Origin of the sequence: Arcobacter sp. CECT 8989 (assembly GCF_004116715.1) — a bacterium.
In the GTDB taxonomy this organism is placed as follows: domain Bacteria; phylum Campylobacterota; class Campylobacteria; order Campylobacterales; family Arcobacteraceae; genus Halarcobacter.
In genome coordinates this window covers 239960-256588 of record NZ_PDKE01000001.1, presented here as the reverse complement: position 1 = coordinate 256588, position 16629 = coordinate 239960, and the positions used below count along the sequence as shown (strand labels likewise).

Sequence of the window (16629 nt, the reverse complement as noted above, 5' to 3'; positions counted from 1 at the left end):
ACTTCCCATGTGGAAGCACAAAGAAAAGAATTTCATTGCAGATAAAGGTTTGAGCCTAAAGGTGATGGAACGAGTTTACTTAACTTAGGTTAATAATATAAGGGAAAAAATGACACAAAGAATTTCTGTAGAATGTGATACATGTTCACAAGGTATAGTTTTTAGAGTAGGTATTGGTGGTGAAAAAATTCAATTATTTAGTGTAGCATGTCCTAAATGTAAACAAAAAGTAGGATTAGAACTACTTTTAAATAGTAAGCCTTCATCATTTGAAGGCATACCAATGAAACATTTTATGGCGACGGTTAAAGAATATATTAATTGTCATTACAAAGATGAAGAAGCTGATTTTATCCCAATCAATTTACATGCTGAATTAGTTTATCCAAAAATACATATTAACGAAAAGTTTCTGATTCCATCAACTATGGTAGCTCAAACATTAATGGAACATGCTGAGAAAAAAGGTATATTTAATTATGATGATTTAACAAACCCAACACCTTTTGGACCAAGTTTTATTAGTGTTTTTGATGCACTGTCAGGTGATGCTAATTTAAGTTCTGATTGGTTCATTATTAAAAAGGCATATCAATTAAATGAAGCTGGACTAAATGACTTGTCACAAAAAGAATTAGAAAAGTATTCTAATCTAGCATCATTGCCAAAAAATGGTAGATACTTAGAAAATATTATTAGTGATTTTTTATTTAGATATATTGCACCCAATACTAAGTTATATATAGATATTGAAGATGAATTTGAAAAAGCTAGAAATTTAAATAATCATGAACTGAAAGAATTATCGGATTACTATAAAAATGATTTAAAAAAATTTCACTTAAAAAATTATATAGAAATATTTGATGATTATTTTAATAATTATAAAGACTTTAATAGAATTTTATTAAATAATAAAATTGAATTACATCCAGAATCTGGGACTGAATCTATTATTTGTCCAATTGATTTTGATAAAATAAAAATGTATTATGGAAATGCATATGAGTTTTTTACATCACATATAATTACGTTAGTTTGTGTTAATAATATCTTACAAAATAGAAAGTATGATCAATTTGAACATATGACATTTAACAAATATTTAAAAGATGTAAGTAAAGAATCAAAATCAAAACCTCTTCATAATAATGTTAATTTAAAAAAATTCACAGATATTTTAGAAAGTACAATTAGAAATGCATCTCATCATAAGTGGTTTTATGTTGATGAAACAAACATTGGAATGTTAAAATATAGAAGTGGTGGAACAGGTGCTGAACAAACTATCTCATATGTTGATTATCTTTATAAATGCAATGAAATAACAATGCGATTAGCTGTCTTACTTTTAATTGAAATTTATTTAATCGAATATTAAAGAATTTAAAATATTGAGTCTAAAGTGAGGATATGAAAATATGAGTATATTTAATTCAGAAGAAATTATAAATGTTCAATCACCACATGAAAAATTGAAAATTTATTATGCTGGTTTTGATTTTGATGAATTTAGACAAGATGAGCTTATTGAACAAATATTAGATGTTTTAGTGGATTTTTCGTTTGGTTTTCATGAAGGAATACTAGAAGATAAATATAATAGACGAAAATTAAAAGAAGCAGCTAGGTCAATTTATAAAATAGATAGCTTTGAACAATGTAGAAAAAAGTATGTTGACGAAGATAGTGAATATGATGATATTGAAGATAAATATTTAAAAAGAGGAGAGTTTGGAGAATTAATACTTCATTTATTATTAAGAGATTTTCATAATTCTTTACCTTTATTGTCAAAGATACATTTTAAAGATTCAAGGGGACATACTGTACACGGGTTTGATGCAGTCCATATTGCACCAGATATAAGTGATAATTCTAAATTTTCTTTATGGTTAGGGGAATCAAAATTATATAAAGATGGTAAAAGTGGTGTAAAAGAATTAACAAAAGATATAAGTGAACATTTTAAAAAGAATTATTTAAGAGATGAATTTACATTAGTTTCAAAAAAAATTGATGTAGGCTTTTATACATTAGAACAATTTAAAGATTTAAATAAACAAGAAGAATATAAAGATTTTTTATCTAAAAAAGATGAATGGTTAAAAAAAATAGATGAAAAAGAAAAATTACAAGATATTTTGTCATCCGTAACAGTTCCATTACTTTGTACATATACTTCTGATACATTCAATAAACATACAGATGAAACAACAAAAGAGTTTCTAGAGTCATTGAAAAAAGAAGTGACTGAAATTGAGGAATATTTTTATAAGTACTTGAGTATCCCTGAACCAATTACAGATTTAAATATTATATTACTTTTATTCCCTTTACCTTCAAAAAAAGACTTAGTAAAACATTTACATAAAGAATTGGAAAAATTACAATGATAAATATTGATGAAGCTATAAACTTTATAATTAATAGTAAAAATATTAATTTAGATAAAAGTTTTGAATATTCTAAATTGTGTTCAAAATTACTAAGAGATAAAGAAACGGAAAATTTAGGAAGAAGACTAATAATTAATATAATTGATAATTGGAAGAAGTTAGATGAAACTACATATGAAGTATGGATTGATTTAATTGAAGCAGAAGGCTTCTATCCATATTTAGAAAAAGAAAAATTATCTATAAAAAGTACTGCTTCTGCTATTAGAAAAGAGACAAGTAAATCTAAAAATTTAGATTACTATTTACATGATGAACAACAAAAAGTAAAAAACTTATTAGACAGTGGTAAAAATGTTATTGTTAGTGCTCCAACAAGTTTTGGAAAAAGTCTTTTAATAGAAGAATTAGTTGCAGAAAAGAAATATTTCAATATCGTAATTATTCAACCTACATTGGCACTTCTTGATGAAACAAGAAAAAAACTTAAAAAATATTCAGAAGATTATCATATCATTGTTAGAACATCACAGGAGGCATCAATAGAAAAAAGAAATTTATTTCTTTTAACTGCTGAAAGAGTAATGGAATATTTTGATATGCCAACTATAGATTTATTAATCATTGATGAATTTTATAAACTTAGTGCAAATAGAGATGATGAACGTTCAGATGTTCTAAACAATGCATTTTACATGCTATTGAAAAGGGATAATGTAAAGTTTTATTTACTAGGCCCTAATATTGATAAAATATCAGATGGTTTTGAAGAAAAATATAATGCAGAATTTTTTAAAACAGATTATTCTTTAGTAGAACAAATTGTTGAAGAAATGTATGAAGATGATTTTAAAAATAAGGAATATAAAGAAGAAGTATTATTTAATTTATTAATGACATTAAGTAAAAATAGTGAATATCAAACAATGATATATTGTTCCTCTCCTAATAGTGCAAGAAATTTAGCTCAAAAGTTTTTAAATTTTATTAGTAATCTTATAGATGAAAAAAAAGATAAAGTTAATTTAATTGAATGGATAGAAAAGAATGTTAGTCAACATTGGATGTTAATAAATTGTTTGAAATATGGTATTGCATTCCATGATGGAGCTTTACAAAAACATATTGCATCGTCTGTAATTAAATATTTTAATAAAAAAAAGTTAAATTTCTTATTTTGTACTTCAACAATTATTGAAGGTGTTAATACTAGTGCAAAAAATATTATTATCTTTGATAAACATAAAGGATTAAAACAAACAAAAAATATTATTGATTTTTTTGATTATAGTAATATAAAAGGAAGAGCTGGTCGTATGATGGAGCATTATGTTGGGAGGGTATATAATTTTAATGAACCATTCACTTCACAAGAGAATTTAATTGTTGACATACCATTTTTTGAACAAAAACCGATTAAAGATGAAGTCTTAATACATTTAGAAGATGAAGATATTGTTGATAAAGACTCAGAACAGTATAAAGAACTAAATGCACTGCCTGATGATGAAAAAGAATTATTTAAAAGAAATGGTGTTTTAGTTGACGGTCAAAAAAAGATTTTAAAAAGATTAAGAAAAGATATAATTGATAAAAGGGAATTAGTATTATGGAACCGTAATCCAAATTATGAACAATTAAAATATGTTTTATATTTAGCTTGGGATTTTTTAATAAAAAATGGTGAGACAACTTTTCCTATGACAAGAGGAAACTTAGTAAGAGTTACATATTGGTATGAGAGAAAAGCTTCTATTAAATGGTTATTAAAAGATATTTATGATAGCGATAAAAAAAATATAGCTTGGGTTAAAAAGAATAAGCTTAGATTAGAAAATTATGTAAAAACATTATCAAAAGAAGATAAAAAATTTTATAAAGATGAAGATAAAGATTGGAAAAGATTAGTGGCAAATAAAGCTTTATTGAAGTTAGATAATTCACAATTAATTGATAAAGCTATTCAAGAAGCTTTTAATATTTTAAGACACTGGTTTCAATATAAAGTTCCTAAATGGTTAAGAACAATTCATACTTTACAAGATTTTGTTTGTCTTGAAAAAAATCTTAAGTCAGGAAATTATTTATACTATGCAAATAAAGTGGAAAGTGATTTTATAAGAGATAACTTATCAATTTTAGCAGAGTATGGCATACCTAAGTCAGCAATTAATAAAATAGAGAAGTATGTTAATTCCAAGATAGATGAAAATGAAGTAGTTAATTTACTTAAGAATGAAGAATTTATAAGAAAAATTGACTTCATAGATTATGAAAAAGAAAAAATTAAAGATAGTATTTAATATGAACCTATCTAAATCCCTTTATACAAAAGGCATCCAATGCCCCAAAGCACTTTGGCTTAAAAAATATAAGCCAAGTGTTTTTACCTCACTAGAGGCGCAAGCCTAATCTATATTTGAAATAGATAATATAGTCGGGGACTTAAGAAAAAGAGAAGATAAGAACTTCTCTTTTATATATTCAGGCTTTCAACTTTTTCTAAAGAACTTGTATCAATCTTTTCTAAAACTTTGTCTATAGATTCTACCTTATCATCTAAAAACTCTATAAAACTTTTGTAGTGCTCTTTTTGTTTATGTTTTTCAAGAGACTCTTCACTATCCCACTCTTCTATAAAATAAAATTTGTTTTCATCCTCTTTATCTGTGAAAAGGTCATACTGAACAAAACCTTCATCAAAATCATGGGTAAGTTTATGCATTGCTTGCATAAATGGATAAACTATTTGTGTAAACTCTTCTTTAACTTTTATTTTTACTGTAAATACTATATTGCTCATAAATAACCTTTAAAATTAAAATAATTTTAGCATTATACATTTGAAATTTTAAACTTAGATTTTTAGATTATATTAATCCAATCGTCTTTTACTATAGTGCAAATATTAATCACTAGGATTTTAGAAAAACTTTAATATAATCCTAAAAATTAATTACATAGGATGATTATGAATAAAGTAGTTCTAAAACTAAAAAGCCCAAAAAAATTTAGCTTATATTGCCCATTTACAAATGAAAAACTATATAACGAAGATAGTTCATTTGAGATTTATGAAGGTGCAGGAAACTATCTTTTTTCGATATGTGAAGATTGCCTTTTCTTCGATGCAGGAAATAATGAAGAAATCGAAAGATATTGGAACAATTCTGCTCTTGAAGCAATTGAAAAATTTGTAGAAAATCATAAAGAAGAGAATATCTTAGTTATTGAAGTTCAAGATGATGAAGATACTTATTGGTATGGTTTTTTAAATGAAGATAATATCGAATTAACAGCCCAAGAATTAGAAGAGAAATTTATTAAATAGATAAAAGTTGATATAATCCCACCATGATTATATTAGATTTTGAAACAAATACAATGAACCCTCAAGATGTTATTGAGGCTGCTGCTGTTAAGTTAGAGTTTATAGATGGAGACTTTAAAGTTATTGATAAGTTCCATAGATACTATCTTTCACGATATCCAGTAAATCCTTACTCTTATGAGGTTCATAGACTTACCCCTGAGAAAATTATTGCCCATAGAAATGGTGCTAGTTATAGCTCTTTTTTCAATGAAGATGAAGAGTTTATTGACTTTTGTTCTAGTGCAAATACTTTGATTGCTCATAATATAAACTTCGAGCTTAGACACCTTGATAAGCTTGTAAGTTTTGAAAAACACTTCTGTACTATGAAAGAGAATAAACATATAGTAAAAGCACTAAATAAAAATGGAAATATCAAAAATCCAAAGCTAGATGAAACTTGCGTTTTTTATGGGATAGATTTTGACCCACTTTCATATCATAGTGCTACATATGATGTGAGTAAAACTTATGAGATATTAAAATGTATGGAAAAGACTTTTTAGTAGTTTAAAAAATAGATATTAATTTAAGAGCATAAAAAAAGCTAGAAGTTAAAACTCCTAGCTTTTTAAGTGATTTAATTTTAAACAGTTTGTTTATCATCCACCATACATTAAGTTTGGTAAGAATAAAGAGATTTGAGGGATATACGTAACAAGTATTAATCCTACAAAAATCGTTAATGTCCACGGGAATGCGGCGACAATAACATCTTTGATACTCATACCGGTTAGACCTGAGGTTACAAACAGATTCAGACCAACAGGTGGGGATACCATTCCAAGCTCCATATTTACTGTAATAATGATACCAAAGTGAATTGGGTCAATTCCAAGTGCAACAGCAACAGGAAGTAATAAAGGTACCATAATCATAATAATAGCTGATGGCTCCATGAATGAACCAGCTAAAATTAGAAGTAAGTTAACAGCGATTAAGAACATATATTTATTTACATTTGCTTCAATTAAAGCTTCAGTAATTGCTTGAGGAATATTCTCAATTGTTAAGAAGTGAGCAAATAACATAGCATTTGCAATAATAAACATAATCATTGCAGTAGTTTTTGCAGACTCTAAAGCTGTTCCCCAGATTTCTGTGATTTTAATATCTTTATAGATAAATACAGAAACAATAAATGCCCAAACACAAGCTACAGCTGCAGCTTCAGTTGGAGTAAAGATACCACCATAAATACCACCGATTACTAGAACGATTGTCATAAGTCCCCATGACGCATCTTTCATCTTAGATAATCTTTCTTTAAATGGCTTAGGCTCAGTTCTTTCGAATCCTAATCTTCTAGCACCAATATATGTAACAGCCATCATCATAACACCAAGCATAATACCTGGAATAACACCTGCCATAAATAGTTTACCAATAGAAACTTCAGCAGTTACCCCATATACGATAAGTACGATTGATGGTGGAATAAGAATACCTAAAGAACCAGCAGTTGCAATTGTACCAACAGCATATCTTTTTGGGTATCCAGCTTGCATAATAGCACCGAACATAATAGAACCAATAGCAACAACTGTTGCAGGAGACGAACCAGAAACTGCCGCAAAAATAATAGATGCAAAAATAGCAGAGATTGGTAAACCACCTGGTAAGTGTCCAACTATCGATTTAGCAAATTCAATAATTCTTTGTGCTGCTGAACCCTTTGATAATAAGTTACCAGCAAAGATAAACATTGGAATTGCCATAAGTGAGTAGTGCTCAACTTTTTCAAACATCATCGCCGAAATTTCTATAGGAGAAATAGGCGTAAATAGTATCAATGTTACAAATGTTGCTGCACCAAGACAGATTGCAATAGGTGCACCTACAACAACAAGAGAGAAAAATATACCAAATAATACTGCAACACTCATTATAGCATTCCTCCTGTTTTCTTTTCTACTTCTTTAACCATATCATTTAACTCTTTTACATTTTCATTGTCAGCGTTTTCTTTAGCACCCATTCCCATTCCTGCTAAAACTTGCTCTGCTTCACTCTCTTGTAAAATGTCTTCATGACTTGTTCTAGCAATAATAATAATTCTTTCTGCAACTCTATATGAAGCAAATGCAAAAGAAACAGGGATAACTAAATACACAATCCACATTGGCATTCCCCAAAGGTCGATTGATCTTTCATCTAAATCATTTACTAGTAGTAAATACTCATAACCAAAATAAGAAACAGTAGCTAAGAATACAAGTGTTACTATGTGTGAAATTAGTAACATGATTTTAGCAACTTTTGTTGGCATGATATCTAGGATGATAGTCACTGCAATGTGAGCATCTTTCTTGAAACAATATGCTGCTGCAAAGAATACAGACCAAAGAAATAAGAAAATACTTAATTCTGAAGCCCAAACTAATGAAGCATCAAAAGCATATCTTGCTACAACATTTACAAATGATACAGCTACACCCGCAGTGATACCTATCACTGCGATTGATTGGTTTATCCAACCAATAAATTTACTTAAAATATTAAATACAACCATGTTTTACTCCGTTGCTAAGGCACCCTTGATAAGGTCTTCACCGATACTATTTGCATCGTAGAACTCAGGGTAAATTTTACTAACAGCGTTTCTCCAAGCATCTTTTTGCTCGTCGTTTAAGTTAATAATTTCTAACTTACCAGTTTTTTCAGCATACTCTTTGATTAAACCGAATTGCTCGTTGTTTAATTGTGCAGCGAATTCTCTTTCTTTATCAGTAGCATCTTTCATAGCTTGTTTTACATCTTCTTGTAAATCAGCTGGTAAAGAGTTCCAGAATTTTTGAGACATAACAACTAAATAACCTAAGTAACCGTGGTTAGTAACTGTTAAGTATTTTTGAACTTCGTGGAATTTTTTAGTAAAGATGTTAGAGTTAGTGTTCTCTTGACCATCAATTACACCTTGTTGTAACCCTGAATAAACTTCAGAGAAAGGCATCATTTGTGGGTTAGCACCAACAGCATGGAATTGAGCTTCTAAAACTTTAGAAGACATAATTCTGAATTTTTGACCTTCAGCATCTTCAGGTAAAATTAGAGGCTTAGATGAAGAAGATAATTGTTTGAAACCATTATCCCAGAAAGATAATGCAACATAACCTTTATCAGTAACCATATCTTTTAGTTTTTGACCAACTTCACCATCTTGAACTCTGTGTAAGTGATCAACATCTTTGAATAAAAATGGTAAATCAAATAAAGCTAATTGAGGTACAATTTTACCAAACTTAGAAAATGACGGTGCAGCCATTTGAACAGAATCTAATTTTAATGCTTTTAAAACAGCATTGTCTTTATATAACTGAGAAGATGGGTAAACTTGAACATCAATTCTACCTTCAGATAATTCTTCAAGTCTTTTTTCGAAGTAATCAGCCGCTTTTCCCTTAGGCGTGTTAGGACTTACAACGTGTGAGAATTTAAGAACGAACTTTTCAGCAGCAGGCTTAGCCTCAGCAGTTTTAGTTTCCTCTTTGTTGTCCCCACAACCTGTGAATAATAGCATAGATGCAACAGCAACACTTGATACTATTCCTTTCATTGTTTTAGTCATATTTTCTCCTTTTTTAGTCTATATAAGGATTATAATCAAAAGATATGTACCTATTATGTACATATGTGTAAAATTTGGAAATTTAAGGTAGTTTATAGGTTGAGAGAGTCAGACTATCGGAAAAACCGATAGTCTAGTAGATTTATTTAGTATTTAAAGCACCCTTGATAAGGTCTTCACCGATACTATTTGCATCGTAGAACTCAGGGTAAATTTTACTAACAGCGTTTCTCCAAGCATCTTTTTGCTCGTCGTTTAAGTTAATAATTTCTAACTTACCAGTTTTTTCAGCATACTCTTTGATTAAACCGAATTGCTCGTTGTTTAATTGTGCAGCGAATTCTCTTTCTTTATCAGTAGCATCTTTCATAGCTTGTTTTACATCTTCTTGTAAATCAGCTGGTAAAGAGTTCCAGAATTTTTGAGACATAACAACTAAATAACCTAAGTAACCGTGGTTAGTAACTGTTAAGTATTTTTGAACTTCGTGGAATTTTTTAGTAAAGATGTTAGAGTTAGTGTTCTCTTGACCATCAATTACACCTTGTTGTAACCCTGAATAAACTTCAGAGAAAGGCATCATTTGTGGGTTAGCACCAACAGCATGGAATTGAGCTTCTAAAACTTTAGAAGACATAATTCTGAATTTTTGACCTTCAGCATCTTCAGGTAAAATTAGAGGCTTAGATGAAGAAGATAATTGTTTGAAACCATTATCCCAGAAAGATAATGCAACATAACCTTTATCAGTAACCATATCTTTTAGTTTTTGACCAACTTCACCATCTTGAACTCTGTGTAAGTGATCAACATCTTTGAATAAAAATGGTAAATCAAATAAAGCTAATTGAGGTACAATTTTACCAAACTTAGAAAATGACGGTGCAGCCATTTGAACAGAATCTAATTTTAATGCTTTTAAAACAGCATTGTCTTTATATAACTGAGAAGATGGGTAAACTTGAACATCAATTCTACCTTCAGATAATTCTTCAAGTCTTTTTTCGAAGTAATCAGCCGCTTTTCCCTTAGGCGTGTTAGGACTTACAACGTGTGAGAATTTAAGAACGAACTTTTCAGCAGCAGGCTTAGCCTCAGCAGTTTTAGTTTCCTCTTTGTTGTCCCCACAACCTGTGAATAATAGCATAGATGCAACAGCAACACTTGATACTATTCCTTTCATTGTCTTAGTCATTTTTTCTCCTTAAAAATAAATTACGAAAAGTATAATCAAAAGATATGTAAAACTTATGTATAAAAGTAGAAAATATCGAAAAAGTTTATAAAATAATTTTTTTGTAAATATTCAATTGTAACAAGTGTTACAAAAATTAATAATTGGATTAAATCTTAAAAAAGCACTACAAAAAGCATTACTCTTAAGGAGATATTTACCTTAACCATGCTTTAAACAAAAAAAAAGTATAATCCCCCACTTTATGAGGAATATAAAGATATAAATAATAAAGGATAAAGATGGGATGTAATTTAGATTTACTTACTTCTTTTAAAGACAACTGTGGTTTCGGTTTGATGGCAGACTTAAAAAGCAGACCAAGCCACGAGAATTTAGAAGATGCTATTACTTCGCTTGAGCGAATGATGCACAGAGGTGCAGTGGCAGCTGATGGTAAAACTGGAGATGGTTCAGGTTTATTATTATCTATGCCAAATAAATTTATGAGAAAAATAGCTAGTGAAAAAGGTATTGATTTACCAGAAAAATATGCAGTAGCTATGATATTTGCAAAAGATTTAGAAGATATCGAAACTTTCAAAGAACACTGTGAAGAGAATGATTTAAAAGTTCTTTTAACAAGAGAAGTTCCAGTAGACACTGATGCATTAGGGCAGCAAGCATTAGAGAGTTTACCTCACATTATTCAAGTATTTGTTGGGCCAAATGCACTTATGACATCAAAAAGATTTGATGCGATGTTATATTTAACAAGAAAAGAATGTGAACACAAATTAGTAGATAAAGAAGATTTTTATATTCCAACATTTTCATCTAAAGTAATCGCGTACAAAGGGCTTATAATGCCTACGCACATTAAAAAGTTTTATATTGATTTAAGGGATGAGGATTTTCAAATTTCTTTCTCATTATTTCACCAAAGATTTTCAACAAATACTTTACCTCAATGGAGATTAGCACAACCATTTAGAGCAATCGCTCACAATGGAGAGATTAACTCAGTTGAAGCAAACAGAGTAAATGTTCAAATAAAATCTGAAAACCTAAAATCTGAAGTTTTTACAGATGAAGAATTAGAAAGAATATTACCAATTTTACAAGTATCTGGTTCAGACTCAGCGTCATTAGATAATATGTTTGAATTCTTAGTTGTAAATGGTGTTGACTTTTTCAAAGCAGCAAGAAGTTTAGTTCCTGCGCCTTGGCAAAATGCTCCACATATGGATTCTGATTTAAGAGCATTTTATGAATATACTTCAACAGTAATGGAAGCTTGGGATGGACCAGCAGCAGTTTCATTAACTGATGGAAGACACATTGGATGTTTAATTGATAGAAATGGTTTAAGACCTTCTAAATATGTTATTACTAAAAATCATAAAATCTATATTACTTCTGAGTATGGAACAATTGATATTGATGAAGATAACATTAGTGAAAGAGGAAGATTACAATCAGGGCAGATGATTGGACTTGACCTTAAACACGGGAAAGTATTAAAAGAAGAAGATATCAATGATTATTTAAAATCATCACAAAACTATGTTAAATGGTTAAATAATGACATGGAATACTTACAAGAGTATATCGATGAGTCATTTATTGATACTGATGATTATGAAATGGATGAACTAGAGAAAAAACAAAAGTATTTTAATATTACTTATGAAGCATTAGATCAAATGATTGATCCTATGGCAAAAGATGGTAAAGAACCTGTTGGTTCTATGGGTGATGATACTCCTTTAGCATGTTTCTCTACTGTAAACAGAAACTTTACTGATTTCTTTAGACAAAAATTTGCACAGGTAACTAACCCTCCAATTGACCCATATAGAGAAAAAATCGTAATGTCTTTAGAGACAGGTTTTGGTCATATTCATAATATTTTAGATGAAAAAGCAGAAGATGCAAAAAGATTAAAAGTAGCATCTCCTATTTTAATGAAAGAAAAATTTGATGTATTAAACTCTTTTGGTGATTCAACATCTCCAAGATTTGATGAATACTACAAAAATCAAGTTTTTTCAACAACATTTAAATCTGATTTAAAAGCTTCATTAAAAGAGCTTGCAAACAATGTTTCAAAAGCAGTTAAAGAAGATAATGTTTCTGTTGTTATCCTTTCTGATAGAGATATCAATGAAAACGTAAAATTAATTCCTATGGCTATGGCAGTAGGTTTTGTAAATGAATCATTAATTAAAGAAGGTATTAGACACAAAGTTTCTATTGTTGCAGTATCTGGTGAAGTTTATGACCCACATATGGCAGCAGTTATGATTGGATATGGTGCTACAGCAATTTATCCATATATGATGTATGCTTCTGTTGTTGAATTACATAAAACAAAAGTATCTTCTAAATATGAAATGCAAAGATTACTTAAAAATACTCAAAAAGCATTAAATGCTGGACTTCTTAAAATTATGTCTAAAATGGGTATTTGTACAATTGCTTCTTATAGAAACTCAAGATTATTTGATGTTATTGGTTTAAGTGATGAAATCATCAATGACTGTTTTGAAGGTTCACACTCAGACTTAGCAGGTCTTACTTATGAAGATATTGAAAAAAGAATTGAGAAGTTACACTTCAATGCATTCTTTGATGATAAGCATATCTTCCCATTAGATTTAGGTGGATTCTACAAATATATGAATGATGGTGAATACCATGATTATGGTCCAGCTACAACTAGAGCTATGCATAATAAACAAGCTAAAGATAAAGAAGATATTACTGACTTTAAAAAACTTAAAGAGCTTGTAGATACAAGAGATAAAAAGTTTATTAGAGACTTCTTTGAGTTTAATTCTGATAAAGAAGCTATTGATGTATCTGAAGTTGAATCAGCAGATGATATTTTTAAAAGATTTGCAACTGCTGCAATGTCTTGTGGTTCTATTTCTCCAGAAGCTCACGAAGCAATGGCTATGGCTATGAATACTATTGGCGGTATGTCAAACTCTGGTGAGGGTGGAGAAGACAAAGGAAGATTTGGAACACTAAGAAACTCTAAGATTAAGCAAGTTGCTTCAGGTAGATTTGGTGTTACTCCAGGATACTTAAGAAGTGCAGAAGAGATTCAAATTAAAGTTGCACAAGGTGCAAAACCAGGTGAAGGTGGTCAATTACCAGGACATAAAGTAACTCCATTAATTGCTTCACTTAGACATACTGTTGAAGGTGTTACACTTATTTCACCTCCACCACACCATGATATCTACTCTATTGAGGATTTAGCTCAGTTAATTTTTGATTTAAAACAAATTAACCCAGAAGCAAAAATTACTGTTAAGTTAGTATCAACAATTGGTGTTGGAACTATTGCAGCTGGTGTTGCAAAAGCTTATGCAGATAGAATTGTTATCTCTGGTGCTGATGGTGGTACAGGAGCTGCTCCTTTAACATCAATTAAACACACTGGTAACCCTTGGGAACTAGGACTTGCAGAAGCACACAATGCTTTAAAAGCAAACCACTTAAGAGAATCAGTTCATGTTCAAACAGATGGTGGATTAAAAACTGGTCTTGATGTAGTTAAAGCTGCAATGCTTGGTGCTGAGTCTTATGCATTTGGTACAGCTGCACTTACACTTCTTGGATGTAAAATCTTAAGAATTTGTCATACAAATAAATGTTCTGTTGGTGTTGCAACTCAAGATGAAGATTTAAGAGAGCACTTCACTGGAACAGTAGAAAGACTAATTTCTTACTTTACATTTATTGCTGAAGATGTTAGAGAAATTCTTGCTTCTTTAGGATACAAATCATTAGAAGAAGTAGTTGGAAGATCTGACTTATTAAAAGTTATTGATGATGAATTTGCACAAAAATTCGATTTCCAAAATGTTCTTAGAAGAGTAGAGGGTGTTGATACTTGTCAAAAAGAATCAAATGTTCCTTACGATCAAAATAAATTTGAGAAAGAACTACTTAAAAAAGTTCATAGAACAATTGAGCAACCAACTACTCCAATTAAAGTAAAAGAGACTATTTGTAACTTAAATAGATCATTTGGTACTTTAATCTCTGGTGAAATTGCTAAATACTATGGTGATGAAGGTTTACCTGATGGTTCAATCAATATCTTCTTAAAAGGTATTGCTGGTCAATCATTTGGTGCTTTATTATCAAAAGGTATGAACTTATACTTAGATGGTGCTGCAAATGACTATGTTGGTAAGGGAATGAATGGTGGTAAAATCATTGTAAATACTCCTCACCAAGGTCCAGAATTTGCTGGTGCAGGTAATACTTGTCTTTATGGTGCAACAGGTGGTAAACTTTATGTTAGAGCTGCAGCTGGTGAAAGATTTGGTGTTAGAAACTCAGGTTGTACAGCAGTAGTAGAAGGAACAGGAGATAACGCTTGTGAATATATGACAGGTGGTATTGTAGTTATTCTTGGTAATACTGGTGTTAACTTTGGTGCTGGTATGACTGGTGGTTTATCATTTGTTTATGACCCAGAGAAACTATTTGTAGATAAGATGAATCAAGAGCTAATTGAAGCAGTTAGAATTGATACAGATGATACAGAAAGAGAAAGACTATTCTTAAAAAGATTATTAATGGATTATTTAAATGAGACTGAGTCTGAAAGAGCTGAAATGATTTTAGAGAATTTCAGAGCTGAAATTAGAAACTTCTGGATGGTTAAACCTAAAAATATGACAGTGTTACCTCTAAATCCTGAGGAGGGAGATTAAGATGTTAAACTTTACTAAATTTGAAAGAATTAGTCCTGAAAAAAGAGACGTATTACAAAGATTAAAAGATTATAATGAAGTTTATCAAGTATTTGGTAAGCATAGAGCTAGAGAGCAAGCAGACAGATGTATGCAGTGTGGTGACCCATACTGTCATACAGGATGTCCATTAGGAAACTATATTCCTGCATGGTTAAAACAAACATCTGAAAAAAATATGCAATTAGCATTTGCTTTATCAAATGAAACTTCTCCTTTCCCAGAAATCTTAGGAAGAATTTGTCCTCAAGATGTACTTTGTGAAGGTGCTTGTTCATTAAACACTGGACATGGAGCTATTTCAATTGGTGCAATCGAAACTCATGTTAGTGAAAGAGCATTTGAAAATGGAATGAAACCAACTTTTACTGATAAAATAGTTGACAAAAAAGTTGCAATTATTGGTTCAGGACCATCTGGAATTTCAGCAGCTACATTCTTACTTAGAAAAGGTTTCCAAGTAGAAATGTTTGAAAGAGAAGATAGAGCTGGTGGATTATTAATGTATGGTATTCCAGGATTTAAACTTGATAAATCTACAGTTGAAAGAAGAATGAACTGGTTAATTGAAGCTGGTATGAAACTGCACTTAAACTGTGAGATTGGTAAAGATAAGTCTGCAAAAGAGCTTGAAGAAGAGTTTGATGCAGTTTATTTAGCAGTTGGAGCTAAAAAAGGTAGATATGCAGGTGTTGAAGGTGAAAATGCTTCAAATGTACACTTAGCAATGGAGTTCTTAACAGGAATTCAAAAAAGAAACCTTGGAAATACAGATATAGATTTTATTGATGTACAAGATAAAAACGTAGTTGTAATTGGTGGTGGAGATACTGCTATGGACTGTGTTAGATCATCAGTAAGAGAAAAAGCAAAATCTGTTAAATGTCTTTATAGAAGAGATGAAGCAAATATGCCAGGAAGTAAAAAAGAAGTTGTTAATGCAAAAGAAGAGGGTGTTGAATATCAATTTAATGTAAGTCCTAAGTCTATTGTTGTTGATAATGGAGTTGCAACTGGTGTTGAGCTACTTACTACTTCAATGAGTGAACCAGATGAGTCTGGAAGACAAAAAGTTGTTATCAATGATGGAAGTGAATATGTTGAAGAAGCTGATGTTGTAATTATGGCATTAGGATTCTCTCCTGAAATTCCAGAATTCTTCAAAGAATTAAATATTGAAACAAACTCTTGGGGTGGAGTTGAAACAAATAACTACGTAACTTCAAATAAAAAAGTATATGCAGGTGGAGATTGCCAAAGAGGTGCTCACTTAGCTGTAACTGCTGCTCTTGATGGTAGAGAAGCAGCAAAAGAGATAGTGAAAGCTCTATCTTAAT

General features: G+C 30.2%; 12 protein-coding genes. 7 read left to right on the top strand and 5 right to left on the bottom strand.

From position 1 onward, the window contains the following. Positions 1-109: 109 nt before the first annotated feature. From CRV02_RS01155 to CRV02_RS01145, 3 genes are read left to right on the top strand one after another with little or no spacing between them, the layout of a single operon-like run. A complete protein-coding gene (locus CRV02_RS01155) occupies positions 110-1381 on the top strand; it encodes a hypothetical protein (protein WP_129088805.1) in 1272 nt (423 codons plus the stop codon). A gap of 40 nt (positions 1382-1421) precedes the next feature. Continuing rightward, positions 1422-2396 carry a DUF1837 domain-containing protein gene (locus CRV02_RS01150; RefSeq protein WP_129088804.1) on the top strand — a complete coding sequence of 325 codons (975 nt, stop codon included), beginning with the start codon at positions 1422-1424 and terminating at the stop codon, positions 2394-2396. Further along, the gene (locus tag CRV02_RS01145; protein ID WP_129088803.1) at positions 2393-4702 is read left to right on the top strand and encodes a DEAD/DEAH box helicase; all 2310 of its coding nucleotides are present in this window, start codon (positions 2393-2395) and stop codon (positions 4700-4702) included. The genes CRV02_RS01150 and CRV02_RS01145 overlap by 4 nt, the downstream gene beginning before the upstream one ends. 173 nt (positions 4703-4875) lie before the next feature. Here the strand turns inward: CRV02_RS01145 and CRV02_RS01140 are convergent, their stop codons facing one another. Beyond that, entirely contained in the window at positions 4876-5202 is a 327-nt protein-coding gene (locus tag CRV02_RS01140) for a putative quinol monooxygenase (protein WP_129088802.1), read from the bottom strand. 168 nt (positions 5203-5370) lie between these two features. Between CRV02_RS01140 and CRV02_RS01135 the strand changes: the two genes are divergently transcribed. Then, positions 5371-5730, top strand: a complete 360-nt coding sequence (locus CRV02_RS01135; protein ID WP_129088801.1) for a hypothetical protein — start codon at positions 5371-5373, stop codon at positions 5728-5730. Between the two features lie 23 nt (positions 5731-5753). Then, positions 5754-6278, top strand: coding sequence for a 3'-5' exonuclease (locus CRV02_RS01130; RefSeq protein ID WP_129083760.1), 525 nt, complete (start codon positions 5754-5756; stop codon positions 6276-6278). A 96-nt stretch (positions 6279-6374) separates the two neighbouring features. On the opposite strand, the gene CRV02_RS01125 is transcribed toward CRV02_RS01130, so the two are convergent. From CRV02_RS01125 to CRV02_RS01110, 4 genes are all read right to left on the bottom strand, one after another. Then, entirely contained in the window at positions 6375-7658 is a 1284-nt protein-coding gene (locus CRV02_RS01125; RefSeq protein ID WP_129088800.1) for a TRAP transporter large permease, read from the bottom strand. Then, positions 7658-8284: a TRAP transporter small permease gene (locus CRV02_RS01120; protein WP_129088799.1), complete on the bottom strand. Its 627-nt coding sequence runs from the start codon at positions 8282-8284 to the stop codon at positions 7658-7660. Before CRV02_RS01120 ends, CRV02_RS01125 begins: the two co-directional genes overlap by 1 nt. Positions 8285-8287: 3 nt before the next feature. Further along, positions 8288-9340, bottom strand: a complete 1053-nt coding sequence (locus CRV02_RS01115) for a TRAP transporter substrate-binding protein (RefSeq protein ID WP_258239201.1) — start codon at positions 9338-9340, stop codon at positions 8288-8290. 142 nt (positions 9341-9482) lie between these two features. Further along, complete coding sequence (locus CRV02_RS01110; RefSeq protein WP_258239200.1) at positions 9483-10535, bottom strand: TRAP transporter substrate-binding protein; 1053 nt, start codon at positions 10533-10535, stop codon at positions 9483-9485. A gap of 281 nt (positions 10536-10816) precedes the next feature. Here CRV02_RS01110 and gltB point away from each other — a divergent pair, with 281 nt between their 5' ends. Together gltB and CRV02_RS01100 are read left to right on the top strand one after the other, a co-directional pair. After that, entirely contained in the window at positions 10817-15253 is a 4437-nt protein-coding gene (gene gltB, locus CRV02_RS01105) for a glutamate synthase large subunit (RefSeq protein WP_129088798.1), read from the top strand. A gap of 1 nt (position 15254) precedes the next feature. Beyond that, on the top strand, positions 15255-16628 hold the full coding sequence (locus tag CRV02_RS01100; RefSeq protein WP_129088797.1) for a glutamate synthase subunit beta: 1374 nt from the start codon (positions 15255-15257) through the stop codon (positions 16626-16628). Position 16629 lies beyond the last annotated feature (1 nt).